Annotated in this window: 21 protein-coding genes; 14 read left to right on the top strand and 7 right to left on the bottom strand. The window is 68.7% G+C overall.

Annotation, left to right across the window (positions count from 1 at the left end; translation table 11 throughout):
• Positions 1-143: 143 nt before the first annotated feature.
• Both B0W80_RS06155 and B0W80_RS06150 read right to left on the bottom strand, forming a co-directional pair.
• Entirely contained in the window at positions 144-602 is a 459-nt protein-coding gene (locus B0W80_RS06155) for a CesT family type III secretion system chaperone (RefSeq protein ID WP_076998227.1), read from the bottom strand.
• A 125-nt stretch (positions 603-727) separates the two neighbouring features.
• The gene (locus B0W80_RS06150; RefSeq protein WP_076998278.1) at positions 728-1,666 is read right to left on the bottom strand and encodes a LysR family transcriptional regulator; all 939 of its coding nucleotides are present in this window, start codon (positions 1,664-1,666) and stop codon (positions 728-730) included.
• Between the two features lie 118 nt (positions 1,667-1,784).
• Between B0W80_RS06150 and B0W80_RS06145 the strand changes: the two genes are divergently transcribed.
• Entirely contained in the window at positions 1,785-3,302 is a 1,518-nt protein-coding gene (locus B0W80_RS06145) for a CoA-acylating methylmalonate-semialdehyde dehydrogenase (protein ID WP_076998226.1), read from the top strand.
• A gap of 55 nt (positions 3,303-3,357) precedes the next feature.
• On the opposite strand, the gene B0W80_RS06140 is transcribed toward B0W80_RS06145, so the two are convergent.
• The 3 genes from B0W80_RS06140 to B0W80_RS06130 are packed head-to-tail and all read right to left on the bottom strand — an operon-like array spanning position 3,358 to position 5,714.
• Positions 3,358-4,206, bottom strand: coding sequence for a fumarylacetoacetate hydrolase family protein (locus B0W80_RS06140; protein ID WP_076998225.1), 849 nt, complete (start codon positions 4,204-4,206; stop codon positions 3,358-3,360).
• A 19-nt stretch (positions 4,207-4,225) separates the two neighbouring features.
• Positions 4,226-4,972 carry an SDR family NAD(P)-dependent oxidoreductase gene (locus B0W80_RS06135; RefSeq protein ID WP_076998224.1) on the bottom strand — a complete coding sequence of 249 codons (747 nt, stop codon included), beginning with the start codon at positions 4,970-4,972 and terminating at the stop codon, positions 4,226-4,228.
• Positions 4,973-4,979: 7 nt separating this feature from the next.
• The gene (locus tag B0W80_RS06130) at positions 4,980-5,714 is read right to left on the bottom strand and encodes an SDR family oxidoreductase (protein WP_076998223.1); all 735 of its coding nucleotides are present in this window, start codon (positions 5,712-5,714) and stop codon (positions 4,980-4,982) included.
• Between the two features lie 141 nt (positions 5,715-5,855).
• On the opposite strand from B0W80_RS06130, the gene B0W80_RS06125 reads away from it, so the two are divergent.
• The 7 genes from B0W80_RS06125 to B0W80_RS06095 all read left to right on the top strand — a co-directional run bounded on the left by B0W80_RS06125 (position 5,856) and on the right by B0W80_RS06095 (position 12,709).
• Complete coding sequence (locus B0W80_RS06125; protein ID WP_076998222.1) at positions 5,856-6,590, top strand: FadR/GntR family transcriptional regulator; 735 nt, start codon at positions 5,856-5,858, stop codon at positions 6,588-6,590.
• Positions 6,587-7,585, top strand: a complete 999-nt coding sequence (locus B0W80_RS06120; RefSeq protein WP_143684500.1) for a sialic acid TRAP transporter substrate-binding protein SiaP — start codon at positions 6,587-6,589, stop codon at positions 7,583-7,585. Before B0W80_RS06125 ends, B0W80_RS06120 begins: the two co-directional genes overlap by 4 nt.
• On the top strand, positions 7,585-8,151 hold the full coding sequence (locus tag B0W80_RS06115) for a TRAP transporter small permease (protein WP_076998221.1): 567 nt from the start codon (positions 7,585-7,587) through the stop codon (positions 8,149-8,151). Before B0W80_RS06120 ends, B0W80_RS06115 begins: the two co-directional genes overlap by 1 nt.
• A 30-nt stretch (positions 8,152-8,181) precedes the next feature.
• On the top strand, positions 8,182-9,576 hold the full coding sequence (locus tag B0W80_RS06110) for a TRAP transporter large permease (RefSeq protein WP_076998220.1): 1,395 nt from the start codon (positions 8,182-8,184) through the stop codon (positions 9,574-9,576).
• A 60-nt stretch (positions 9,577-9,636) separates the two neighbouring features.
• Positions 9,637-11,163 carry a UxaA family hydrolase gene (locus B0W80_RS06105; RefSeq protein ID WP_076998219.1) on the top strand — a complete coding sequence of 509 codons (1,527 nt, stop codon included), beginning with the start codon at positions 9,637-9,639 and terminating at the stop codon, positions 11,161-11,163.
• A gap of 63 nt (positions 11,164-11,226) precedes the next feature.
• Complete coding sequence (locus B0W80_RS06100; RefSeq protein ID WP_076998218.1) at positions 11,227-12,285, top strand: malate/lactate/ureidoglycolate dehydrogenase; 1,059 nt, start codon at positions 11,227-11,229, stop codon at positions 12,283-12,285.
• A 106-nt stretch (positions 12,286-12,391) separates the two neighbouring features.
• Positions 12,392-12,709, top strand: a complete 318-nt coding sequence (locus tag B0W80_RS06095; RefSeq protein ID WP_143684499.1) for a hypothetical protein — start codon at positions 12,392-12,394, stop codon at positions 12,707-12,709.
• A 23-nt stretch (positions 12,710-12,732) separates the two neighbouring features.
• On the opposite strand, the gene B0W80_RS06090 is transcribed toward B0W80_RS06095, so the two are convergent.
• Together B0W80_RS06090 and B0W80_RS06085 are read right to left on the bottom strand one after the other, a co-directional pair.
• The gene (locus tag B0W80_RS06090; protein ID WP_256856501.1) at positions 12,733-14,277 is read right to left on the bottom strand and encodes an ATP-binding protein; all 1,545 of its coding nucleotides are present in this window, start codon (positions 14,275-14,277) and stop codon (positions 12,733-12,735) included.
• A complete protein-coding gene (locus B0W80_RS06085; RefSeq protein WP_076998216.1) occupies positions 14,274-15,797 on the bottom strand; it encodes an ATPase domain-containing protein in 1,524 nt (507 codons plus the stop codon). The genes B0W80_RS06090 and B0W80_RS06085 overlap by 4 nt, the downstream gene beginning before the upstream one ends.
• A gap of 230 nt (positions 15,798-16,027) precedes the next feature.
• On the opposite strand from B0W80_RS06085, the gene B0W80_RS06080 reads away from it, so the two are divergent.
• The 6 genes from B0W80_RS06080 to B0W80_RS06055 all read left to right on the top strand — a co-directional run bounded on the left by B0W80_RS06080 (position 16,028) and on the right by B0W80_RS06055 (position 24,623).
• Positions 16,028-16,822, top strand: a complete 795-nt coding sequence (locus B0W80_RS06080) for a phosphatase PAP2 family protein (RefSeq protein ID WP_179106842.1) — start codon at positions 16,028-16,030, stop codon at positions 16,820-16,822.
• A gap of 107 nt (positions 16,823-16,929) precedes the next feature.
• Positions 16,930-20,418: a response regulator gene (locus B0W80_RS06075; RefSeq protein WP_076998215.1), complete on the top strand. Its 3,489-nt coding sequence runs from the start codon at positions 16,930-16,932 to the stop codon at positions 20,416-20,418.
• Positions 20,419-20,447: 29 nt separating this feature from the next.
• Positions 20,448-21,272, top strand: a complete 825-nt coding sequence (locus B0W80_RS06070; RefSeq protein WP_076998274.1) for a protein-glutamate O-methyltransferase CheR — start codon at positions 20,448-20,450, stop codon at positions 21,270-21,272.
• A complete protein-coding gene (locus tag B0W80_RS06065; protein ID WP_076998214.1) occupies positions 21,269-21,880 on the top strand; it encodes a chemotaxis protein CheB in 612 nt (203 codons plus the stop codon). The genes B0W80_RS06070 and B0W80_RS06065 overlap by 4 nt, the downstream gene beginning before the upstream one ends.
• A complete protein-coding gene (locus tag B0W80_RS06060) occupies positions 21,870-23,075 on the top strand; it encodes a hybrid sensor histidine kinase/response regulator (protein WP_076998273.1) in 1,206 nt (401 codons plus the stop codon). The genes B0W80_RS06065 and B0W80_RS06060 overlap by 11 nt, the downstream gene beginning before the upstream one ends.
• A gap of 126 nt (positions 23,076-23,201) precedes the next feature.
• The gene (locus B0W80_RS06055) at positions 23,202-24,623 is read left to right on the top strand and encodes an alkaline phosphatase D family protein (protein ID WP_076998213.1); all 1,422 of its coding nucleotides are present in this window, start codon (positions 23,202-23,204) and stop codon (positions 24,621-24,623) included.
• Positions 24,624-24,625 lie beyond the last annotated feature (2 nt).

Here is a 24,625-nt window from a genome sequence, read left to right as displayed (position 1 = left end):
TCAGACGCCGTGCCCAGTGCCCTCACGGGCATCCCTCGATAAGCCATGTGAATCGGTGGAGGATATGTGGGTCTTGGAGGGGGCGAACCATTCACGGTGCAGTCCTTTTCAATAGATGAAAGTGGGCAATGTCAATGTGACCCTCAGGCCAGGCGGCCCGCGAACAGGCAGCTTGTGCTGTCTTCCGTCCGATGAGAGTCGATGGAAGGGTCCACAACGACCCGCCGCGCATGCTCGGTCTTGTCGACGTAGTAGCGCAGCAAGTCCGCGAGTTCATCCACCCCCAATACGCTGGCCTCGGCAAAGTTCGCGCAGAAGATCGCGCGGCTGAATTGGGGTTCGAAGGCGTAAGAGCCTCCATGCTGGGCGTGTTCGCTGAGGTTGAGCGCCAGCAGCTGCTCGCAGACTCCGGCGCGATTGAAGGGCTCGGCACTGCCCAGGTCCACGTAGCAGGCGAACGCATCGCCTTCTTCGTCGTGGTCCACGAGCACTTCGACGCCATCGATCGACAACGAGCAACGCCCGTCGGCATCGAGGCGGGCTTCGACTCGCAATGCGTCGGCCGTCGCGCGACACACGTCTTCGAATTCTGTTGTGTTCATTGCACTCTGGATCACCGGCCGAGGGCAGCCGGCTTGCTTCTGGGTGCGGATGTGTAACAGCGCTGGCGCAAAAGGTTCCGGCTGGAGGCATGACTCGCAGATCGACGTCGCGTGCGCCCTCTGATTCAGTTCGCGAACCCCTCCTTCAACGCCTCCCTCAACCACGCCACGAACACCGTCACCGCGCGCGGCACGTGCGTCGCATAGGGCCGGATCGCGAAGAGCTGCTCGGCGAAGGCGCCCACTGGCCGCCAGTCGGGCAGCACCCGCACCAGCTTGCCGGCCTGCAGCGCGGCCTGGGCGCTGAAGTCGGGCACCAGCGCGATGCCCATGCCTGTGATCGCGGCGTCGCGCAGGGCCTCGCTGTTGTTGGCGGCGAAGGGGCCGGCCACGGGGATGGTCACGCGCTCGACGGCTCGGCGCCCGGTCGCAGATTCGAGCGTCCAGGCAGGCTGGTCCTGCGCGCGCGGATAGTGCAGGCAGTCGTGCGACGACAGGTCCTGCGGCGTCTGTGGCGCGGCACGGCGGCGCAAGTAGGCCCGGCTCGCGACCAGCAGAGAATGGGTCGCGCACAGGCGCCAGGCCACGTGGGTGTCGGGCACCGACGGCGCATGCCGGATCGCGAGGTCGAAGCCCTCCACGGCCAGCGCGCTGAGGCGGTCCGACAGGTCCAACGCCAAACGCACCTCGGGATGGGCCCGCAGGAAATCCGCCACGCGCGGCACCAACTGCTGGCGCGCGAAAGCCACCGGGGCCGTCACGCGCAACAGGCCGCGCGGCACGCCGGCCAGGTCGCGCACGCCCGCGAAGCTGTGGGCGATCTGCTCGAAGGGCGCGCGCGTGTCGTCGACCAGCCGCTGCCCGGCCTCCGTCAAGCGCACGCTGCGGGTGGTGCGCTGCACCAGCGGCACGCCGGCCGCGCGCTCCAGCTCGGCGATGCGCTGGCTCATGGCCGCCTTGCTCACACCCAGGCGGACGGCCGCCGCAGTGTAGGTGCCTTGTTGCGCCAGCACCGTGAGCCAATGCAGATGGCTCCACAGCAGTTCGATGTTCTTGGTTTCCATGGGTGCATTGTTCACCATGGCGAACAATCAATTCACGCCTGGCGGCTTGGCACGCGCTCGCCCGCTTCCTAGACTGGCGCCTTCCACCCAGGCCCCCGGGCCGCCGCAGGAGACACGCATGCAACTCGCCAAGACCCCCATTCATCACTTCATCGGCGGCCGCATCGCCAAGCCGCAGTCGCAGCGCGCGCAGGATGTGTTCAACCCGGCCACCGGCGCCGCCACCGGCAGCGTCGCGCTGGCCAACCGTGACGACGTGGATGCCGCGGTGGCGGCCGCACGCGCCGCCTTCCCGGCCTGGGCCGACACGCCGCCGATCCGGCGTGCCCGTGTGATGTTCAAGTTCCTGGAGCTGCTCAACAAGCACCGCGACGAGCTGGCGCACCTGATCACTGCCGAGCATGGCAAGGTGTTCACCGACGCGCAGGGCGAGGTCACGCGCGGCATCGACATCGTCGAATTCGCCTGCGGCATTCCGCAGCTGCTCAAGGGCGACTACACCGACCAGGTCTCCACCGGCATCGACAACTGGACGCTGCGCCAGCCGCTGGGCGTGGTCGCCGGCATCACGCCGTTCAACTTCCCGGTGATGGTGCCGATGTGGATGTTCCCGGTCGCCATCGCGGCGGGCAACTGCTTCATCCTCAAGCCCAGCCCGACCGACCCGAGCCCCTCGCTGCGCATCGCCGAACTGCTGAAGGAAGCCGGCCTGCCCGACGGCGTGTTCAACGTGGTGCAGGGCGACAAGGAATCGGTCGATGCGCTGCTGGAGCACCCCGACGTGAAGGCGATCAGCTTCGTCGGGTCCACGCCGATCGCCAACTACATCTACGAGACCGGCGCGCGCCACGGCAAGCGCGTGCAGGCCCTGGGCGGTGCCAAGAACCACATGGTGGTGATGCCCGATGCCGACCTGGAGCAGGCGGTCGACGCGCTGATCGGCGCCGGCTACGGCTCGGCCGGCGAGCGCTGCATGGCGATCAGCGTGGCGGTGCTGGTGGGCGACGTGGCCGACAAGCTGGTGCCGATGCTGGCCGAGCGCGCCCGCACGCTCAAGGTGCTGAACGGCACGAACCTGGATGCCGAGATGGGCCCGATCGTCACGCAGGCCGCGCACGATCGCATCATCGGCTACATCGACATCGGCGAGAAAGAAGGCGCGACGCTGGTCTACGACGGCCGGGGTTTCGAGGCCAGGCAAGCCGGTGAAGGATGCGACAACGGGTTCTGGATGGGCGGCACGCTCTTCGACCACGTCACGCCCGACATGCGCATCTACAAGGAAGAGATCTTCGGCCCGGTGCTCTCGTGCGTGCGGGTGCACGATTTGAAGGAAGCGGTGGACCTGGTCAACGCCCACGAGTTCGGCAACGGCGTGGCCTGCTTCACCCGCGACGGCAACGTGGCGCGCGAGTTCTCGCGGCGCATCGAGGTGGGCATGGTGGGCATCAACGTGCCGATTCCGGTGCCGATGGCATGGCATGGCTTCGGCGGCTGGAAGAAATCGCTGTTCGGCGACATGCACGCGTACGGCGAGGAAGGCGTGCGCTTCTACACGAAGCAGAAGTCGATCATGCAGCGCTGGCCCGAGAGCATCGGCAAGGGGGCCGAGTTCGTGATGCCGACGGCGAAGTGAAGTGTCTTGCTCCCTCTCCCAGAGGGAGAGGGAACAAAAGCGGGGACCGCGTTCTTCAGAGCTTGAACGCGATCACTTCCTGCCGCTGCTCGCCCAACCCCTCGATCCCCAGCGTCATCACATCGCCCTTCTTCAGATAGAGCGGCGGCTTCATGCCCAGCCCCACACCAGGTGGCGTGCCGGTGGTGATGACGTCGCCGGGCACGAGCGTCATGAACTGGCTCAGGTAGCTCACGATCTTGGCGACGTTGAAGATCATCGTCTTCGTGCTGCCGGTCTGCATGCGCTTGCCGTTCAGGTCCAGCCACATCGACAGCTTCTGCGGATTGGCGATCTCGTCGCGCGTCACCAGCCAGGGGCCGATGGGGCCGAAGGTGTCGCAGCCCTTGCCCTTGTCCCAGGTGCCGCCGCGCTCGATCTGGTATTCGCGCTCGCTCACGTCGTTGATGGTGCAGTAGCCGGCCACGTAGTCGAGCGCGCTCTTCTGCGAGACGTAGCGGGCGGTCTTGCCGATGACCACGCCCAGCTCCACTTCCCAGTCGCTCTTGACCGAGTTCTTGGGCAGCATCACCGGATCGTTCGGGCCCTGCACGCAGCTGTTGGCCTTCATGAAGACCACCGGCTCGGCCGGAATCGGCAGGCCCGATTCGGCCGCATGGTCGGCGTAGTTCAGGCCGATGGCGATGAACTTGTTGACGTTGGCCACCGGGCAGCCGAAGCGCGGCTTGCCGCGCACCAGCGGCAGCTTGTCGACCTTCTGCTTGCGCAGCTTGTCGAGCGCGGCGTCGCCGAGCTGCTCGGGGCCGATGTCCTTGACCACCGCGCTCAGGTCGCGCAGCTGGCCGCTGCCGTCGATGAGGCCGGGCTTTTCCTTGCCGGGGTTGCCATAGCGAACGAGTTTCATGTTGTCCTTTCTTTGGGGATCAGTAGGTGGAGCGCCCGCCCGACAAGTCGAACACGGCGCCCGTGGAAAAAGAGCATTCATCGGTGCAGAGCCACGCGACCATCGCCGCGACCTCTTCCACCGTGCCGAAGCGGCCCATCGGGATCTTCGACAGCATGAAGGCGACGTGCTCGGGCGTCATCTGGTCGAAGATGGCCGTCTTCACCGCCGCCGGCGTCACGCAGTTGACGCGGATGCCGGTGTCGGCCAGTTCCTTGCCGAGCGACTTGGTCAGCGCCATCACGGCCGCCTTGCTCGCACTGTAGGCGCTGGCGTTCGGGTTGCCGTCCTTGCCGGCCACCGAGGCGATGTTGACGATGCGGCCCCAGCCCTGCTTGTGCATCTGCGGCACCACCTCGCGGCAGCACACGAACACGCCGTCGAGGTTGACCGACATCACCTCGCGCCACGCATCCACCGGGTAGTCCCACAGCTTGGTGTTGGGTCCGGTGATGCCGGCGCTGTTGACCAGCGCGTCGATGCGCCCGGCCCGCGCGAGCGTGCCCGCCACCGCCTTGGCCACCGAGGGCTGCTGCGACACGTCGACCTTGAGCGCGTGCGCCTTGGGGCCGAGCGACCAGGCGGTCTTCTCGGCCGCCTCGGCATCGCGGTCCCACAGCGTGACGCTGCCGCCCGAGGCGATGAGCCGCTGCGCGATGCCGCGGCCCAGGCCCGTGGCCCCGCCAGTCACCACCGCATGGCGGCCCTCGAAGTCGAGCTGGTTCATGGCGGGCTCAGATGGTGATGCCGCCGTCCGCCGCGTAGGCCTGGCCGGTGACGAACTGCGACTCGTCGCTGGCCAGGAACACCACCAGCGGCGCGATCTCCTCGGCCTGCGCCAGCCGCCCCATGGGCTGGCGCGCGATGAACGCCTGGCGCGCGGCGGCCGGGTCGTCGTTGGCGTTGATGCGGTCGGCCAGCGAGGGCGTGTCCACCGTGCCGGGGCACACGGCATTGCAGCGCACGCCTTGTCCCACGTAGTCGGCCGCGACGCTCTTGGTGAGGCCGAGCACCGCCGCCTTGGTGGTGCCGTAGACGAAGCGGTTGGGCAGCCCCTTGATGCTGGAGCACACGCTCGCCATGTTGATGATGCTGCCGCGGCCCGCGCCCAGCATGCCGGGCAGCACGGCCTGGATGGCCCACATCTGCGCGCGCACGTTCAATCGGAATGCGAAGTCCAGGTCCTCGTCGGTCGCCTGCAGCGCGGCGCCGTTGTGCACCACGCCCGCGCAGTTGAACAGGATGTCGAGCGCGGGCAGCGTCGCCACGAAGGCACCGATGGCCTGCTTGTCGAGCACGTCGAGCTTGGCGGCCGTGACGTTGGCGACGCCAGCGTAGCGCTCGAGCAGCTTGTCGTTGACGTCGGTGGCCCACACCTGCGCGCCTTCGGCCGCCAATGCCAGCACGCTCGCATGGCCGATGCCCTGCCCGGCCGCGGTGACGAGCGCGGTCTTGCCCTTAAGTCTCATGAGATGTCCTCGATCGTTGCGCAAAGAGAAGAAGCGACGCGCCCGTTCAGGGTTTGGCCCGATGGCTGCGTCGCAGGCTGGACCGTATTCTGAATTGGCCTGACCACTTGGCCAATCCAGGACAACCCTGAAACCCCGCTCGTGCCCCTCCAGACCCTCGAACCCCGGCGCCTCTACCGCCAGATCGCCGACCAGCTCAGCGCCCTGATCGCCCAGGGCGAGTTCGCGGTCGGCTCGCGGCTGCCGGCCGAGCGCGACCTGGCCAAGCAGCTGGGCGTGAGCCGGCCTTCGGTGCGCGAGGCGCTGATCGCGCTCGAGGTGGAGGGCTGGGTCGAGGTGCGCACCGGCTCCGGCGTGTACGTGCTCGACCGCACCCAGCAGGCGCCCGAAGCACCGCCCAGCACCGAGTGGGGCCCGCTCGAACTGATCCGCGCGCGGCGGGTTGTGGAGGGCGAGACCGCCGCCATCGCCGCAGGCACGGCCCGTCGCAAGGACATCGAGGCCATGAGCCGCGCCATCGAGCGCATGCGCGAGCTGGCCGATCACAACGTGATGCCGCTGGAGGGCGACCGCGCCTTCCACCTGGCCGTGGTCGAGTGCTGCGGCAACGTGGTGCTGGCCGAGACGGTGCAGGGTTTCTGGGACTCGCGCAGGGGCCCGATCTTCACGCGCCTGGGCGGTTACTTCGAGAGCATGCGCTCCTGGCGCAGCGCCATCGCCGAGCACGAGGCGATCCGCGACGCGATCGCCGCGCACGACCCCGAGGCCGCGCGCGCCGCGATGCACGCGCACATGGACAAATCGCACCAGCGCTTCAGCGCGAGCTGGCGCCGGGCCAACCAGTTCCTTCAACCGACGACGGAGACGAGAAGATGACGATGACGATCAACACCAAGCGTTTCGCGATGAAAACGATCGCCGCCTGCCTGCTCGCCGCAGGCGCACTCGGCATGGCCCAGGCCCAGACCAAGCTCAAGTGGGCGCATGTCTACGAGACCTCCGAGCCCTTCCACAAGTACTCGGTGTGGGCCGGCGACGAGATCAAGAAGCGCACCAACGGCAAGTACGAGATCCAGGTCTTCCCCGCGTCCAGCCTGGGCAAGGAAGCCGACATCAACCAGGGCCTGACCTTGGGCACGGTCGACATCATCCTGTCGGGCGCGAGCTTCGCGGGCCGCACCTACCAGCCGCTGGCAGTGTCGTACTTCCCCTTCATCTTCCGCGACGCCGAGCACCAGCTGAAGTACGCGAAGAGCGACGTCTTCAAGGAACTGTCGAAGGGCTACGACGACAAGAGCGGCAACCACATCACCGCGCTGACCTACTACGGCGCGCGCCACGTCACCTCCAGCGCCGCCAAGCCGGTGGCCAAGCCCGAGGACATGAAAGGCCTGAAGATCCGCGTGCCCGATGCGCCGGCCTACCTGGCCTTCCCCAAGTCGCTGGGCGCGAACGCCACGCCGATCGCCTTCGCCGAGGTCTACCTCGCGCTGCAGAGCGGCACCGTCGACGCGCAAGAGAACCCGCTGCCCACCATCGAGGCCAAGAAGTTCTACGAAGTGCAGAAGAACATCTCGCTCACCGGCCACATCGTCGACTCGCTGCTGACCATCGTGTCGGGCCCGCTGTGGGGCAAGCTGTCGGCCGACGAGAAGAAGATCTTCACCGAGGTGATGCAGGAGGCCGCCGAAAAGACCGGCCGCGAAATCATCGCGTCCGAGACGCGGCTGGTCGACGACTTCAAGAAGAAGGGCAACAACGTCATCACGGTCGACAAGGGCGCGTTCCGCGAAGCCGTGTTGAAGAACACCAAGCCCACCGACCACGGCTACCGCCAGCAGGACTACGACCGCATCCTGGCGATCAAGTGATGGAAAACGCGGCAAGCGACAAGCTGGTCGGCGACGACGGGGAGTTCCACGCCACCGACGAGGCGGTGGACCTCTCCGGCACCAGCTTCGAGGCGTGGATCGCGCTGGGCATCTTCTGGCTGCTGGGCCTGACGGTGCTCTACCAGTTCGTCACGCGCTACGTGTTCAACGACTCGGCCGCCTGGACCGAGGAGATCGCGCGCTACCTGCTGATCGGCGTGGTGTTCGTCGGCGCGGCCGTCGGCGTGACCAAGAACAACCACATCCAGGTCGACTTCTTCTACCGCCACATGCCCAAGGCGATGGGCCGCGCGCTGGGCATCGCGGTGGACCTGCTGCGCACGCTGTTCTTCGTCGCCGCGGTGGTGATGACGGTGCAGATGATGATGAAGATCGGCAACAGCGCCAACATGACCATCGTCGACCTGCCGATGAACATCGTCTACGGCGTCTGCCTGTTCGGCTTCGCGGCCATGCTGGTGCGCTCGGTGCAGGTGTCGGTGCAGCACTGGCGGCGCGGCTACTGCGTGCTGGAGCGGCCCGAGACCACGATGGCCGACCGCTGATCCGCGCCCCCAACGACCACAACAAGAAGCATGCTCAAGATCGCATTCCTCGTCCTCATGAGCGCCGGCCTGCCGATCGCGGTGGCCATGGCCGGCGCGTCGCTGGTCTACATCCTGTGGTCGGGCAACCTGCCCTCCTTCGTCGTCATCCACCGCATGGTCAGCGGCATCGACAGCTTTCCGCTGCTGGCCGTGCCCTTCTTCATCCTGGCCGGCAACCTGATGAACAACGCCGGCATCACCAACCGCATCTACAACTTCGCGCTGGCGCTGGTGGGCTGGATGCGCGGCGGACTGGGCCACGTCAACATCCTCGGCTCGGTGATCTTCTCGGGCATGAGCGGCACCGCCATCGCCGACGCGGCGGGGCTGGGCACCATCGAGATCAAGGCCATGAAGGAGCACGGCTATTCGGCCGAGTTCGCCGTGGGCGTGACGGCCGCCTCGGCCACGCTGGGCCCGATCATCCCGCCCAGCCTGCCCTTCGTGATCTACGCGATGATGGCCAACGTGTCGGTCGGCGCGCTCTTCATCGCGGGCCTGATGCCGGGCGCCATCATGACCATCCTGATGATGCTCACGGTGGCCTACTACGCCCACAAGAACGGCTGGGGCGCGGACATCAAGTTCAACGGGCCGCGCGTGATGAAGGCGCTGGTCGAGCTGCTCGTGGTCTGCGCCTGGCCGACGCTGCTGTACCTGGCCGTCGACAAGCTCGGGCTGCCCGCGCAGCCGGCCGTGGGCGTGGCGCTGGTGCTGCTCTTCGCGGCCGACCGCATGTTCAAGTTCGAGGCCGTGCTGCCCATCATGACGCCGGTGCTGCTCATCGGCGGCATGGCCACCGGCGTCTTCACCGCCACCGAGGGCGCCATCGCGGCCTGCATCTGGGCGATGGTGCTGGGCTTCTTCTGGTACCGGTCGCTCAGCTGGAAGATGTTCGTCAAGGTCTGCATCGAGACGGTGGAGTCGACGTCCACCGTGCTCTTCATCGTGGCCGCCGCATCGATCTTCGGCTGGATGCTCACCGCCACCGGCGTGACGGCCGACATCGCGACCTGGGTGCTCAATTTCACGAAGGAGCCGTGGGTATTTTTGCTGCTCGCCAACCTGCTGATGCTGTTCGTAGGATGCTTCCTGGAGACGACCGCGGCCATCACCATCCTCGTGCCCATCCTGCTGCCCATTTCGAACCAGCTCGGCATCGACCCGGTGCACTTCGGCGTCGTGATGGTGCTCAACCTGATGATCGGCGTGCTGCACCCGCCGATGGGCATGGTGCTCTTCGTGCTGGCGCGCATCGCCAACCTGAGCATCGAGCGCACGACGATGGCGATATTGCCCTGGCTGGTGCCGCTGCTGCTGAGCCTGATCGTCATCACCTACTGGCCGGCCACCGTGCTGTGGCTGCCCAAGCTGATGCAGTGAGCCCCGTGCCCGCTCAGCCCTGAGCCCTGAGCCCTGAGCCCCGACAACGAAAGACACACGATGAACCCCTTCATACGCCTCCACCCCGCCGACGACGTGGTGATCGCACGCGCCCAGCTCGTCGGCGGCACGCAGATCGAAGGCGTGACCACGCGCGGCCTGGTCCCGCCCGGCCACAAGGTCGCGGTGCGCGCCATCGCCCAGGGCGACCCGGTGCGCCGCTACAACCAGATCATCGGCTTCGCGAGCCGCGCCATTTCGCCCGGCGAGCACGTGCACACGCACAACCTCGACATGGGGCCGGACAAGGGCCACTTCGAGCGCGACTACGCCTTCGGCGCCGACGTGAAGCCGGCGCCCGCGCGGCGCGAGGCCAGCTTCATGGGCATCGTGCGGGCCGACGGCCGCGTGGCGACGCGCAACTACATCGGCGTGCTGACCAGCGTCAACTGCTCGGCCACCGCGGCGCGCGCCATCGCCGACCACTTCTCGCGCCAGACCAACCCGCAGGCGCTGGCCGCCTACCCGAACGTCGATGGCGTGGTCGCGCTCACCCACGGCACCGGCTGCGGCATGGACACGCAAGGCATGGGCATGCAGCTGCTGGAGCGCACCCTCACGGGCTATGCCACGCACGCCAACTTCGCGGCCGTGCTGGTGGTGGGCCTGGGCTGCGAGGCCAACCAGATCAACGCCTGGCTTTCCACCGGCAACCTGCGCGAGGGCGAGAACCTGCGCGTCTTCAACATCCAGGACACGGGCGGCACGCGCAAGACGGTCGAGAAAGGCGTGGCGCTCATCAACGAGATGCTGCCGCGCGCGAACGCGGTGAAGCGCGAGCCCTGCAGTGCGGAGCACATCACCATCGGCCTGCAGTGCGGCGGCTCCGACGGCTATTCGGGCATCAGCGCCAACCCGGCGCTAGGCGCGGCAGTCGACCTGCTGGTGGCGCACGGCGGCACCGCCATCCTTTCTGAAACGCCCGAGGTCTACGGCGCCGAGCACCTGCTCACGCGCCGCGCGGTGCGGCGCGAGGTCGGCGAGAAGCTGGTCGAGCGCATCCGCTGGTGGGAGCACTACACCGAGATCAACGAAGGCGAGATGAACAACAACCCCTCGCCCGGCAACAAGGCCGGCGGGCTGACCACCATCCTCGAGAAGAGCCTGGGCGCGGTGGCCAAGGGCGGCACCAGCAACCTCGAGGCGGTGTACGAATACGCAGAGCCGGTGCGCGCGCACGGCTTCGTCTACATGGACACGCCGGGCTACGACCCGGTGAGCGCCACCGGCCAGGTGGCGGGCGGCGCCAACATGATCTGCTTCACCACCGGGCGCGGCTCGGCCTATGGTTGCGCGCCCTCGCCGTCGCTGAAGCTCGCGACCAACTCGGCGCTGTGGCAGCGGCAGGAGGAAGACATGGACATCAACTGCGGCGAGATCGTCGAAGGGGCGGTGTCGATCCAGGAGATGGGGCAGCGCATTTTCGAGCTGGTGCTGGCGACCGCGTCGGGGGCGCCGAGCAAGAGCGAGAAGCATGGGTACGGGCAGAACGAGTTCGTGCCTTGGCAGGTGGGCGCCGTGATGTGATCCGGTCAACTCCCTCTCCCCTTGGGGAGAGGGAGCAAGATCCCTAAGCAAAGACGAATCGCCATGCCTCAAACCATCCAAGCCCCCCTCCTCCGTACCCAGGTCGCCGCCATCATTGCCGGCACCGGCAGCACGCCCGCCGAGGCGCAGCAGGTCGCCGACAACCTCGTGCTCGCCAACCTCAGCGGCCACGATTCGCACGGCGTCGGCATGGTGCCGCGCTATGTCGAGGCCGCGGCCGAAGGCGGCCTGAAGCCCAACGCCGCCGTCAAGATCAACCTCGACGCCGGCCCCATGCTCTCGCTCGACGGTCAACGTGGCTACGGCCAGATCGTCGGTGTCCAGGCCATGGAACTCGCCATCGAGCGCGCGAAGCAGCACGGCACCTGCGTGCTCTCGCTGGCCAATGCGCACCACCTGGGCCGCATCGGCCACTTCGCAGAAATGGCGACCGCGCAGGGGCTGGTGGCCATGCACTTCGTCAACGTGCTATCGCGCCCGGTCGTCGCGCCCTGGGGCGGTGGCGACGGGCGCTTCGGCACCAACCCGTGCTGCATCGGCATCCCCATCCAGGGCGAACAACCCTTCGTGCTCGACTACGCGACCAGCCGGGTCGCGCAGGGCAAGATGCGCGTGGCCCACAACAAGGGCGAGCGCGTGCCGCCCGGCTACCTGATCGACGAGCAAGGCGCGCCCACCGACGACCCCGGCGTGGTCGTCGTGCCGCAAGGCAACGGCCTGTTCGGCGCGCTCATGACCTTCGGCGAGCACAAGGGCTACGGCATGGCCGTCGCCTGCGAGCTGCTCGGCGGCGCGCTCACCGGCAGCGGCACCTGGCACCGGCCGGCCGACAACGCGCGCACGGTGCTCAACGGCATGCTGGCGATCGTGATCGACCCGGCCCGCCTGGGCACGCAGGTCGCCTTCGAACAGGAAGCCCGTGCCTTCGTCGACTGGCTGCGCCAGAGCCCGCCGGGCCAGGGCTTCGAGGGCGTGCAGATCGCCGGCGAGCCCGAGCGCAAGGCGCGCGCCGCGCGGGAGCGCGAGGGCATCTGGATCGACGACGCAACCTGGGGCGAGATCGTCGCGGCCGGCGCGAAGGTGGGCGTGGCGGTCGGCTGAGGGCGCCCCGGCTTCCTCATCCGCGCGGAGGATGACGGCGCCGCGGCGGCCGCTTCCAATGGCTTCGCGCGGCCGCGTCGTGTTCGGCCGCGAGGGAGCAAAGACCATGAAGATTCTTCACGCCAGCGCACTGGCTGCCTGCCTGTGCATCGCCGCCTGCGATTCGCCGCCGGCCATCCTCTTCACCACCAACGGCGCCGACTTCGACACCATGAGCCTGACCGACGCGCGCGGTGCCTGCGAGGCGCCGGCCCGTGTCGCCTACCTCAGCTGGTGGGGCCAGGGCGCGGTGCAGGGCTGCTGGAAGCGCGAGCGCGGCGACATCGTCGCGAACTTCCCCGACCTGCCCGACCAGCGCATTCCCGCCGGCGAATTCCGCCGCACCGAACTCGCGGAGTACCGGGGCACGACGCTGCCGGAGTGAACGCGTGCCGGACATCGGGGCGGCTACAGCAGCCCCATGAACTCCGGCAGGTTCAGTGGCTTCAGCAGGTGATGGTCGAAGCCGGCCGCCGCGATGCGTTCGCGGTCGCCGCGCTGGCCCCAGCCGGTCAGCGCGATCAGCTTGAGCTGCCCGCCGCCCGGCGCGGCGCGCAGGTGCCGCGCGAGGTCGCAGCCGTCCATGCCGGGCATGCCGATGTCGAGCACCGCGATGTCCACCGCGTGGTCGCGCGACAGCGTCAGCGCCTCTTCGCCGCCGTAGGCCACCAGCGTGCTGGCGCCCATCGACCCCAGCAGCTCGGCCAGGCTGTCGGCCGCGTCGCGGTTGTCGTCCACCACCAGCACGGTGGCTTCGAGCGCGCTCGCATGGTTGTTGTCCTGCGAGCCCCGCGCGCGCCGGCCGGCGGCGGGCATGGACTTGGACAAGGGCAGGCGCACGGTGAAGGTGGCGCCACGATCCAGGCCCTCGCTGGCGGCCTCGACGCTGCCGCCGTGCAGTTCGACCAGGCTGCGCACCAGCGTGAGCCCGATGCCCAGCCCGCCCTGCGCGTCACGCGCGGTGCCGCTGACTTGCACGAACATGTCGAAGATCGACTTGAGCATCTCCGGCGCCAGGCCGGTGCCCGTGTCGCTGACGGCGATCACGGCCTGGGCCCCTTCGTGCCGCGCCGTCAACCCGATGCGGCCGCCGGGCGGCGTGTACTTGGCCGCGTTGTTCAACAGGTTCGAGAAGACCTGCGTCAGCCGCACCGCATCGCCGCTCACCACCAGCGGCTCGCCGGCCGGCTCGATGTCCAGCCGGTGCCCGGCGCGCTCCAGCAACGGCCGGCTGAACTCGACCGCATCGTCGATCACCGCGTCGAGCAGCACCGGCGCACGGTGCAGTTCGATCTTGCCGCGCGTGATGCGCGACACCTCCATCAGGTCGTTGACCAGCCGCACCATGTGCTCGACCTGCCGGGCCATCAGCTCGTAGTACTTCACCGCCTCTTCCGCCGGCGGCTTCTTGCGCGTCAGCAGCGCCAGAGCGGTGCCCAGCGGCGCCAGCGGGTTGCGCAGCTCATGAGCCAGCGTCGCCAGAAACTCGGTCTTGCGCTGGTCGGCCTCGCGCAGGCCCTCGAGCAGGTTGCGCATCTCGTACTGGCGGCGCCGTGCCCGCAGCGCAGTGCGCACGGCGCTCACCAGCGCGGCCACGCGCATCGGCCGCTCGATGACGGTGACGTTGACGAACTCCTCCATCACGTGCGCGATGGCCCGTGAATTGGCACCCTGCCGCGCCAATACGAGCATGGGCAGGTCGGACCAGGGCGGCTGCTGGCCCAGCGCAGCGGTCAGCGCGGCCATCTCGTCCGCGCCCATCACCTCTTCGGCCAGCAGCAGCGCGCCTGCGCCGCGTTCGAGTTCGTGCACCAGGTCCGCTACGCTCTCGCAGGCATGCGGAAGGAATTCGGCGCGCTCCAGCACCGCGCTGGCCATCTGGGCGTCGCGCGTCGTCGCCGCACGCAGCAGAACGCGCTGTTCCAGGGGCGACGGCGTGCGGCTGTTGCTCACGATTCGGATGCATCCATGCCAGTGACCGGCCCGACGGGAATCGGCACGCCGGTGAGAACGCCGCGAAAGTTGCGCAGCGGGGGCCCGACCTGGATGCCGTAGCTGCCCATGTGGAAACTGCGAATCGTCCGCTCGTGCGCACCGCCGCGCTTCTTGACGACCGAGATCGCCTGCCGCACCTCGCCGTCGTACTCGTAGTAGCGCAGCAGCACCACGGAGTCCGCGAGGTAGCTGGCATCGACCGGCGCCTGCATCTGCGAGCCGATCAGACCGTGGTGCGCGCCGACCATCATCGTCGCCACGCCCGCCTGTCCGAGGTAGGTGAGCAGTTCATGCAGCTGGACGATCAGGAAGCGCTCGTCGGGCATGGCATTCAGGTAGCCGTTGAGGCTGTCGATCACCACCACGGCGGCGTTGTGCACCGACACCGCCTCTCGGATCTCGTGCACCAGTTCGCCGGGCGACAGCTCGGCCGGATCCACCTGCCGCGGCCGGATGAGGCCCGAATCGATGTAAGGCCCCAGGTCCATGCCCAGGCCGGCGCAGCGCGTGCGCAGCGTGCTGACGCTCTCGTCGAAGATGAAGAGCGCCGAGCACTCGCCGCGCTTGGCGGCCGCCAGCGCGAACTGCGCAGCCACAGTCGATTTGCCAGTGCCCGGTGCGCCCACGAAGAGCGTGCTGGTGCCCTTTTCGATGCCGCCGCCCAACAGCTCGTCGAGCGCCGTCAGGCCACTGGGAATGCGGGTCTGCGTCAACGGCGGCCGATGCTCGGCCGCCACCAGCCGCGGGAACACGGCCAGGCCGCCACGCACGATCTTGTAATCGTGATAGCCGGCGCGGAATTCGCGGCCGCGGTACTTGGTCACGACCATCCGGCGCCGCGAGTTGCCGTAGTCGGGGTTGATCTGTTCCAGGCGAATGACCGCATGCGCGATGCTCTGCACCTGCAGGTCCTGGCCCGCCGCGGTCAGGTCGTCGAGCAGCAGCACGGTGCAATGCCGCCCGGCGAAGAACTGCTTGAGCGCCAGGATCTGACGCCGGTAACGCAGCGAGCTGCCGGCCAGCAGGCGCAGTTCCGACAGTGAATCGAACACCACGCGGGCGGGCTTGATGGCGTCGACGTCGGCCAGAAGCCTGACCGTGGTCTCGCCGAGTTCCACTTCGGAGGGGTGGAACATCGTGTACTGCTCGTCGGGCTCGAGCGCGGTGGACGTCGGCAGCATCTCGCGCACGTCGATGCCGTCCATCTTCCACCCATGGGAGCGCGCCACGTCGAGCAGTTCGACCTTGGTTTCGGACAAGGTCACGTACAGCACCGGCTCGCCGCGCGCCGCGCCCTCCAGCAGGAACTGGATGGCGATCGTGGTCTTGCCGGCACCAGGCTGGCCTTCGAGCAGGTAGAGCCGATCGGCTGACAGGCCGCCGCCGAGCACGTCGTCCAGGCCAGGCACGCCGGTCGACTTGAGCACGGGTTCTTCCTTCTCTTCCTCGCCGCTCTGGGGCGGTTGTGTCGTATTCATTGCTTCTCCGCAGTGATTGACGCCGACTTGGGTGCGACGAGAAATCGCAGCGCCAGCGTAGTCGGAATCTAGCCTTCACGCGCGGCACTGGTTGTAGGGTGCTTTCCCGCGGAGCGATGGTCCGATTTCCGATGGCCTCGTCCATCCAGGGCGCATGCCGTTGCGCGGCTGCGCCCTTCCGTGGACACTGGCCCGTCGCCAGCGCCCCTCTGCCCTCTGCCCTCTGCCTCGTGACCACCCACCACCGCCCGACCCATCATCCCCGACCGTCCACGCACCCGGGGGAGGCGCGTCCGCCGCGGCGGCCCAAAGGCTTCGAGCGCCTGGGCCTGCGCCACATCGGCGCGCTGCGCTCGCTCGCGGCGCCGCTGATCGCGGGGCTCTCGGTCGTGCTGCTCCTGCTGCTGTTCGTGCTGCTGGCCAGCGAGGTGATGGAAGGCGAGACGCACGCCCTCGACATGGCCCTGCTGCACGCCGCGCAGCGCTACCGCGAAGCCCACCCCTGGTTCGGCCACACGATGCGCGACCTGAGCGGCCTGGGCAGCAGCGTGGTGCTGACGCTGGTGATCGCCGCCACGGTGGTCTACCTGGCGCTGCTGTCGGCGCGCGTCTCGGCCCTGCTCGTGGCCGCGTCCACCGCCCTGGGCGCGGCCTTCATCCACCTGCTGCTCAAGCCCGCCTTCGGGCGCCTGCGGCCCGACCTGGCCTTCGCCGACTATGCGGCGTGGGGCATGAGCTTTCCGAGCGGCCATGCCAGCATGTCCGCCATCGTGTTCCTCACGGTGGGTGCGCTCACCGCCAACACCCGCAGCCGCTGGGTCGAGCGCGTCTGCATCCTGGCCATCGCCGCCATCGCGACCTTCCTGGTCGGCATCAGCCGCATCGCGCTGGGCGTGCACTGGACCACCGACGTGCTGGCCGGCTGGGCCATCGGCGCGGCCTGGGCCACCGGCTGGCTGCTGGTGGCGCACCGGGTGATGCGCTCGGAGATGACGGATACTGCGTCGACGGCACCGCGCCACTAGCGCCCCTCGAAGCGGCCTGCGTGGCGCCGCTTGCGGTGTTTTCCGACAGGCAACCGGCCCGATGTCGGGCAAGCTTCATGGGTTTTGCTTGCTCCATCCCTCGCCACATGCCCACCACCTCGATCGACCCCCATGAATTCCAGCGACTGCTGAGCCGCAACCTCAAGCTGCCGCTTCTGGGCGGGGTGCTCGGCGCCGTGGTCTTCGTGGGCCTCATCGTGTACCTGCTGACGGTGATCGGATGGGTGGAGCACACCGACCGCGTCACCAGCAGCGCCACCGAGATCCAGCGCCGCAGCATCGACATGGAAACCGGCATGCGCGGCTTCCTGATCACCGGCGACGACACGTTTCTCCAGCCCTACGAGTCGGCACTGGCGCGCGTTGGCACAGACCTGGACGGCTTGCGCAACCTCGTGTCGGACAACCCGACGCAGGTGGCGCGGGTGGGCCGCATCACCACGATGCAGACGGCCTGGAACACCTTCGCGCGCGAGATGATCGACCTGCGGCGTGCCGGCGGCGACTACCAGAGCGCCGTGCGGCTGGGGCGCGGCAAGGGGCTCACCGACACCATGCGGGCCGAGTACGGGGCCTTTCTGGATGCCGAACGAACGCTGCGCGTCGAGCGCAGCCGCGATGCCAACAACACGGCCCTCTGGATCGTCGTGGCCTTCGTCTTCTTCACCCTGCTCACCACCGGCCTGCTCGGCTATTTCGGCCGCCGGCAGCTGATGAGGCTGTCGGAAAGCTACGACGCGGTGCTCAAGGAACAGGCGGCTTTTGCCGACGACTTGCAGCGGCAGGCCTGGCTGCGCGACGCGCGCACCGAGCTGGCGGGCGAGCTGGTCGGCGAACTGGGCGCGCAGATCATGGGCACAAAGGTGCTGGCCTTCTTCGCGCGGCACGTGGGCAGCGCGGTCGGCGCGCTGTACCTGCGCGAGCGCGACGGCGCGCTGCGGCGGGTGGCGAGCTACGGCTTCTCGCGGGAGGCCGATGCCACGCCGCAGGTGATCGCCGCGCAGCAAGGCCTGGTAGGCCAGGCCGCGGCCGAGCGGCGCCTGCTGCTGGTCGAGCCCGTGCAGTCCGACTACCTGCGCGTCAACTCGGGCCTGGGCGACATGGCGCCGGCCGCCGCCGTGCTGCTGCCCGTGACGCACGACGGCAACGTCAACGGCGTGGTCGAACTGGGCCTGCTGCGCACGCCCGACGAACGCACGCGCGAGCTGCTGACCCAGTCGGCCGGCAACGTGGGCAGTGCCGTGGCCTCGGTGCGCTACCGCGAGCAGTTGCAGCAGGCGCTCGCCGAGACACAGCAGCTCAACGAAGAGCTGCAGGTGCAGCAGGAAGAGCTGCGCACGGCCAACGAAGAACTCGAAGAACAGTCGCGCGCGTTGCGCGCATCGCAGGCCTCGCTGGAGAACCAGCAGGCCGAGCTGGAGCAGACCAACAGCCAGCTCTCGGAGCGCACCGAAGCGCTGGACCTGCGCAATACCGCACTGCGCCACGCCCAGCACGAGCTGGAAGACCGCGCCCGGGAGCTGCAGCGCGCGAGCCGCTACAAGTCGGAGTTCCTGGCCAACATGTCGCACGAGCTGCGCACGCCGCTCAACAGCGCGCTCATCCTGTCGCGCCTGCTGGCGGACAACGCGCCCGGCACGCTGAACGCGGAGCAGGTGAAGTACGCGGAGTCCATCTACTCGTCGGGCAACGACCTGCTGATGCTGATCAGCGACATCCTCGACATCTCGAAGGTCGAAGCCGGCAAGCTCGAGATCGTGCCCGAGCCGGTGTCGGTGGCGCGCCTGGCGCAGGGGCTCGAATCGGTCTTCACGCCGCTGGCAGCGCAAAAGGACCTGGCGTTCCGCCTCGTGCCGGCGGACGGCTTGCCGGCCAGCATCGTCACCGACCGCCAGCGCGCCGAGCAGATCCTGAAGAACCTGCTGTCGAACGCGCTCAAGTTCACCGAGCGCGGCGAAGTGCGGCTCGCGCTGACGCCCACGCCGGGCGGCGGCGTGCGCTTCGCCGTCACCGACTCGGGCATCGGCATCCCGGCCGACCAGCAGGAGCTGATCTTCGAAGCCTTCCGCCAGGCCGACGGCACCACGAGCCGGCGCTATGGCGGCACCGGCCTGGGCCTGTCGATCTCGCGCGACCTGACGCAGCTGCTCGGCGGCACGCTGACCGTGCAGAGCGTGCCCGGGCAGGGCAGCACCTTCACGCTGGAGCTGCCGGCCGCAGCACCGCAGGCGCGGGCCGCGGCGCAGTCGCCGGCTGGATCGGTGACCTTTCCGTCGTCACGGCCTGCGCCGTCCGCCGCCGCACCGGCGCCCGTTCCCGCCACCACGCCGGCTCCCGCGCCCGACGTGCCGCCGGCCTTCGCCGACGACCGCGCCCTGCCGCGCGACCAGACGCGCCGCGTGCTCGTCATCGAAGACGAGCCGCAGTTCGCGCACATCCTCTACGACCTGGCCCACGAGCTGGGCTACCGCTGCCTGGTCGCGCACGGCGCCGCCGAGGGCTACAGCATGGCGGCCCAGTTCCAGCCCGACGCGATCCTGCTCGACATGCGGCTGCCCGACGATGCGGGCCTGTCGGTGCTGCAGCGGCTCAAGGACGATCCGTCGACCCGGCACATCCCGGTGCACGTGATCTCGGCCGTCGACAACACCGAGGCCGCGCTGCACATGGGCGCCATCGGCTATGCGCTGAAGCCCGCCTCGCGCGAGCAGCTCAAGCAGGTGTTTTTGAAGTTCGAGGACCGGCTGGCCAAGAAGGTCAAGGCCGTGCTGCTGGTGGAAGACGATGCGCTGCAGCGCGAGAGCGTGGTGCGGCTGATCGGCGACGACGACGTGGCCATCACGGCGGTCGAGACCGGCGGCGAGGCGCTCGAATTGCTCAAGCAGAAGGTGTTCGACTGCATGGTCACCGACCTGCGCCTGCCCGACATGCAGGGCGGCGAGCTGCTCAAGCGCATGGCGACGGAGGAGATCGTTTCCTTCCCGCCCGTCATCGTCTACACCGGCCGCAACCTCACGCGCGACGAAGAGGCCGAGCTGATGCGCTATTCGCGCTCGATCATCATCAAGGGCGCGCGCTCGCCGGAACGGCTGCTCGACGAGGTGACGCTGTTCCTGCACAAGGTCGAATCCGACCTGTCGAGCGAACGCCGCAGCATGCTGCGTGCCGCGCGCGGCCGCGACCGCGTGCTCGAAGGCCGGCGCATCCTGCTGGTGGACGACGACGTGCGCAACATTTTCGCGCTGACCAGCGCGCTCGAACAGCGCGGCGCCAAGGTCGAAGTGGGCCGCAACGGCCGCGAGGCGCTCGAACGGCTCGACCAGATCCCCGACATCGACCTGGTGCTGATGGATGTCATGATGCCGGAGATGGACGGCCTCGAAGCGACGCGCCGCCTGCGCAGCGACCCGCGCTTCGAGAAGCTGCCCGTCATCACCATCACCGCCAAGGCCATGAAGGACGACCAGGAGCAATGCCTCGCCGCCGGCGCCAGCGACTACCTGGCGAAGCCGGTCGACCTGGACCGCCTGTTCTCGCTGATCCGCGTGTGGATGCCGCGCATGGAGCGGCTGTGAGCGCGGCCACCACCGGCGCCCCGCCGCCGATGCAGCCGCCGAGCGACAGCGACATCGAGCTGCGCCTGCTGATGGAAGCCATCTACCTCAAGTACAGCTACGACTTCCGCGACTACACCGGCTCGTCGCAGAAGCGGCGCGTGCTGCACGCACTGAACGAGCTGGGCCTGCCCACCATCTCGGCCCTGCAGGAGCGCGTGCTGCGAGAGCCGCAGGTGTTCGGCCAGCTGCTGCAGTACCTCACCATTCCGGTGAGCGAGATGTTCCGCGACCCGGGCTACTTCATGGCGCTGCGGCAGCAGGTGGTGCCGATGCTGCACACCTACCCGACCATCAAGGTGTGGATCGCGGGCTGCAGCACCGGCGAGGAAGTGTTCTCGCTGGCGATCCTGCTGCGCGAAGAAGGCCTGTTGTCGCGCACGCAGATCTACGCCACGGACATCAACCCCGTCTCGCTCGAGAAGGCACGGCAGGGCATCTTTCCGCTCGAGGCCGTGCGCCGCTACACCACCAACTACCAGCGCGCCGGCGGCCAGCGCGCCTTTTCCGACTACTACACCGCGGCCTACGATGCGGCCCGCTTCGACCTCTCGCTGTGCGCCGACGTGATCTTTGCCGACCACAGCCTGGCCACCGACAGCGTGTTCGCCGAGACGCAGCTCGTGTCGTGCCGCAACGTGCTGATCTACTTCAACCGGCAGTTGCAGGACCGCGCGCTGGGCCTCTTCCACGAGTCGCTGTGCCACCGCGGCTTCCTGGGCCTGGGCAGCAAGGAGAGCATCGACTTCTCCGCCTACGCCGGCCGCTTCGACGTGCTGTCGCGCGCCGAGCGCGTCTTCCGCAAGGCCACATGACGCGCCACGCCCGCAGCCAGGCCCTGCCGCGCGTCGAAGCGATCGTCGTGGGCGCGTCCGCAGGTGGCGTCGAGGCGCTGGGCCTGCTCTTCGCCGGGCTGCCCGACACCTGGCGCCTGCCCATCGTGGTGGTGCTGCACTTGCCCGAGGGGCACGAAAGCCGTTTGCCCGAGGTGTTTCGCCATCGCCTGCCCTTCGCGGTGCGCGAGGCGCAGGACAAGGCGCCCGTCGAGGCCGCCTGCCTGTACTTCGCGCCGCCGAGCTATCACCTGTCGATCGAGCGCGACCGCAGCTTCTCGCTGAGCTGCGAGCCGCCCGTGCTCTTCTCGCGCCCGTCCATCGACGTGCTGATGACGTCGGCCGCCGATGCCTACGGCCCCGCCCTCGCCGGCCTGCTGCTCACCGGCGCCAACGAAGATGGCGCGCGCGGCCTGCACGACATTCACCGGGCCGGCGGCCTGTGCGCCGTTCAAGACCCGGCCGAGGCCCAGGTGCCCACCATGCCCGAGGCCGCCATCGCACGCCAGGCGCCCGACTTCGTTCTTCCCCTGCGCGAGCTTCGCGCCCTGCTGCTGAAACTGGATGCCGCCCACCACCATGCCCCATGACGTCGTGAGCAAGCTGCTGCTGGTCGACGACCTGCCCGAGAACCTTTTCGCGCTCGAGGCGCTGGTGCGCGGCGAGGGGCGCCAGGTGTTCCAGGCCACCTCCGCCGAGCAGGCGCTGGCGCTGCTGCTGGAGCACGAGTTCGCGCTGGCGCTCGTCGACGTGCAGATGCCCATCATGAACGGCTTCGAGCTGGCGGAGATGATGCGCGGCACCGAGCGCACGCGGCACATTCCGATCATCTTCGTGAGCGCCGCGGGCCGCGAGCTGAACTACGCCTTCAAGGGTTACGAGAGCGGCGCCGTCGACTTCCTGCAGAAGCCGCTGGACACGCACGCCGTGCGCAGCAAGGTCAGCGTGTTCGTCGACCTGAACCGCCACCGCAAGGCGCTCGACCGCGAGATGGAAGCGCTGGCCGCCGCCCACCGGCAGCAAGAGACGCTGGTGCAGGAGCTTCGCGCCACGCAGACCGAGCTGGAGCGTGCGGTGCGCATGCGCGACGACTTCATGTCGATGGTGTCGCACGAACTGCGCACGCCGCTGCACACGCTGTACCTCGAAGCGCAGGTGCGCAAGCTGCACCTGGACCGCGGCAACCTCGCCAACTTCGAGCCCGACAAGCTGGCCGCCATGGTCGCGCGCGACCAGCACCAGATCCGCAACATGGTGCGGCTGATCGACGACATGCTCGACGTGACGCGCATGCGCCGCGGCGCGCTGTCGATCCAGCCCAAGCCGGCCGACCTGGCCGCCCTGGCCCGCCGCGTGGTCGACGGCATGGCCCAGCAGGCCGAGGCGGCCGACGCCACCATTTCGCTGCAGGTGCTGCCCGACGCCGAATCGCGCATCGACGGCGTGTGGGACGAGTTCCGCATCGAGCAGGTGCTGACCAACCTGCTGACCAACGCCGTGCGCTACGGCGGCGGCGGCGCGATCGAGGTGAGCGTGCGGGCGCTGGGCGACGCGGCCGAGATGACGGTGCGCGACCGCGGCCCCGGCATCGCGCCGGAAGACCACGCACGCATCTTCGAGCAGTTCGAACGCAGCGCCGACGGGCGGCAGCATGCGGGCGGCCTGGGCCTCGGGCTCTACATCACGCGCGAGATCGCGCGGCGGCATGGCGGCGACGTGACGGTGGAGAGCGCGCTCGGCGAAGGCGCGCTCTTCAGCGTGCGGCTGCCGCGCACGCCGGCCTGAGGCCAGGCCCAGGCCCAGCCCGGCCGGCGGGCCGGCCTATGCCCTGTGGCAGTTGCAAGGCCCCGGCGTTTTGGAGCACGATGCGCATCCGGGAACCAGCAACCACCTTCGCGCCGTCTTCCATCCATGATGCTCACCGCGTACGCGCAGGCCAACCACGACGGCGAGCTGCGGATATGGGTCGGCATCTTCGGCGCGGCCCAGCCGCCGGCACGGCCCGCCTTCACGATCAACGGGACGCCCACCGCGCCTGACCGCGGCGACGTGCCGAAGCCGATTCGCGACGGGCAAGGCCGCAACTACAAGGGCATCTATGCCTTCAGGCCGGCCGGCGCCGGGCCCTATCGCGTCCGGGTGCAGGCCGGCGGCGAGCTGTTCGAGTTCACCACCGACCTGCTGCCGCGCGAGCTGGCGCCGCACCTGGACGGCGGCTTCAACATCCTGCTGTGCTCCTGCTACTACCAGCCGCTCGACGACCGCGGCCTGTTGGGCGACGTGGTGTCGCAGATCAAGCTGCGGCCGAACCTCACGCTGATGGCCGGCGACCAGGTCTATGCCGACCTGCCGCTGCACACCTTCCGGCGGCCCCGCAGCGCGGACGAGATCCGCACCGACCTGGGCAACAAGTACCGGCAGAACTGGGCGTCGACCGCGCTCGGCACGCCAGGCCTGGGCTCGGTGCTGGCGCGTGCGCCGGTGGTCTGCGTGCCCGACGACCACGAGTTCTGGAACAACTACCCCTATCGGCAGGCGCAGATTCCCGACACCCTGTCGGGCGAGGCCTTCGATGCTTGGAAGGCCGCGTCGCTCGAGCTCTTCGAGGACTACCAGGCCTCGGACGCATCGACGGACGGCGCATCGCGCCTGGACGTGGGCCCGCTGAAGATGCTCTTTCTCGACCTGCGCAGCGGCCGCGACAACGACGGCGACCGGCTGATGCAGCCGCCCGCGCGCGCCGCCTTCGACCGCTGGATCGACGACCTGCTTCAGGGCGACCGGTCGATCGGCGTGCTGAGTTCGGGCCAGGCCCTGTTCATCGGCAAGCCCAACATCCTCGAAAAGCACCTGGCCGATGCCGAGATGCCCAACTACAAGGAGTTCGACGAGCTCTCGGCGCAGATCGCCCGTCTGGCCGATCACGGCGTACCGCTGGTCTACATCACCGGCGACGTGCACTGGGGCCGCGTCGCCCGCGGCACCGACCTGCCGAGCCGGGGCACGCCCCTGTACGAAGTGATCTCTTCGCCGTCGTGCCTGATCGACAGCCCCACCGACGCCTTCACGGCCTGGAAGAACCGCACCTTCAACGCCGCCCGGCCCTGGCCACGCCACGCCGACGCCGCCAAGGTGCCCAAGCAGTTCGGGCCCAAGGGCCGCTACCTGATCGATGCCGTCGAGCCCTCGCTGATCGGCGACCAGGTGGCCATGGTGTCGTTCGCGCGCGCGGGCGCCGGCGCGGAGTTCAGCGTGACCTACTACGGCATCTCGCGGGACAAGGCGCTCGCCAAGTCCCGTTCCTTCGGCCCTTTTTCGCTCCGGCCCACCTGAAA

Origin of the sequence: Variovorax sp. KK3, from assembly GCF_001984055.1 — a bacterium.
Taxonomy (GTDB): Bacteria; Pseudomonadota; Gammaproteobacteria; order Burkholderiales; family Burkholderiaceae_C; genus Variovorax.
Note: the sequence above shows the minus strand (reverse complement) of the source record. Positions and strands in the feature narration are given on the sequence as shown.

What these genes read in the sequence shown, in the direction of transcription:
- B0W80_RS06075 (WP_076998215.1), top strand. Translation starts at nt 16,930, where the DNA reads ATGCCCACCACCTCGATCGACCCCCATGAATTCCAGCGACTGCTGAGC.
- B0W80_RS06155 (WP_076998227.1), bottom strand. Translation starts at nt 602, where the DNA reads ATGAACACAACAGAATTCGAAGACGTGTGTCGCGCGACGGCCGACGCA.
- B0W80_RS06145 (WP_076998226.1), top strand. Translation starts at nt 1,785, where the DNA reads ATGCAACTCGCCAAGACCCCCATTCATCACTTCATCGGCGGCCGCATC.
- B0W80_RS06135 (WP_076998224.1), bottom strand. Translation starts at nt 4,972, where the DNA reads ATGAACCAGCTCGACTTCGAGGGCCGCCATGCGGTGGTGACTGGCGGG.
- B0W80_RS06115 (WP_076998221.1), top strand. Translation starts at nt 7,585, where the DNA reads ATGGAAAACGCGGCAAGCGACAAGCTGGTCGGCGACGACGGGGAGTTC.
- B0W80_RS06085 (WP_076998216.1), bottom strand. Translation starts at nt 15,797, where the DNA reads ATGAATACGACACAACCGCCCCAGAGCGGCGAGGAAGAGAAGGAAGAA.
- B0W80_RS06110 (WP_076998220.1), top strand. Translation starts at nt 8,182, where the DNA reads ATGCTCAAGATCGCATTCCTCGTCCTCATGAGCGCCGGCCTGCCGATC.
- B0W80_RS06140 (WP_076998225.1), bottom strand. Translation starts at nt 4,206, where the DNA reads ATGAAACTCGTTCGCTATGGCAACCCCGGCAAGGAAAAGCCCGGCCTC.
- B0W80_RS06070 (WP_076998274.1), top strand. Translation starts at nt 20,448, where the DNA reads ATGCAGCCGCCGAGCGACAGCGACATCGAGCTGCGCCTGCTGATGGAA.
- B0W80_RS06150 (WP_076998278.1), bottom strand. Translation starts at nt 1,666, where the DNA reads ATGGAAACCAAGAACATCGAACTGCTGTGGAGCCATCTGCATTGGCTC.
- B0W80_RS06130 (WP_076998223.1), bottom strand. Translation starts at nt 5,714, where the DNA reads ATGAGACTTAAGGGCAAGACCGCGCTCGTCACCGCGGCCGGGCAGGGC.
- B0W80_RS06060 (WP_076998273.1), top strand. Translation starts at nt 21,870, where the DNA reads ATGCCCCATGACGTCGTGAGCAAGCTGCTGCTGGTCGACGACCTGCCC.
- B0W80_RS06055 (WP_076998213.1), top strand. Translation starts at nt 23,202, where the DNA reads ATGATGCTCACCGCGTACGCGCAGGCCAACCACGACGGCGAGCTGCGG.
- B0W80_RS06105 (WP_076998219.1), top strand. Translation starts at nt 9,637, where the DNA reads ATGAACCCCTTCATACGCCTCCACCCCGCCGACGACGTGGTGATCGCA.
- B0W80_RS06095 (WP_143684499.1), top strand. Translation starts at nt 12,392, where the DNA reads ATGAAGATTCTTCACGCCAGCGCACTGGCTGCCTGCCTGTGCATCGCC.
- B0W80_RS06100 (WP_076998218.1), top strand. Translation starts at nt 11,227, where the DNA reads ATGCCTCAAACCATCCAAGCCCCCCTCCTCCGTACCCAGGTCGCCGCC.
- B0W80_RS06065 (WP_076998214.1), top strand. Translation starts at nt 21,269, where the DNA reads ATGACGCGCCACGCCCGCAGCCAGGCCCTGCCGCGCGTCGAAGCGATC.
- B0W80_RS06120 (WP_143684500.1), top strand. Translation starts at nt 6,587, where the DNA reads ATGACGATGACGATCAACACCAAGCGTTTCGCGATGAAAACGATCGCC.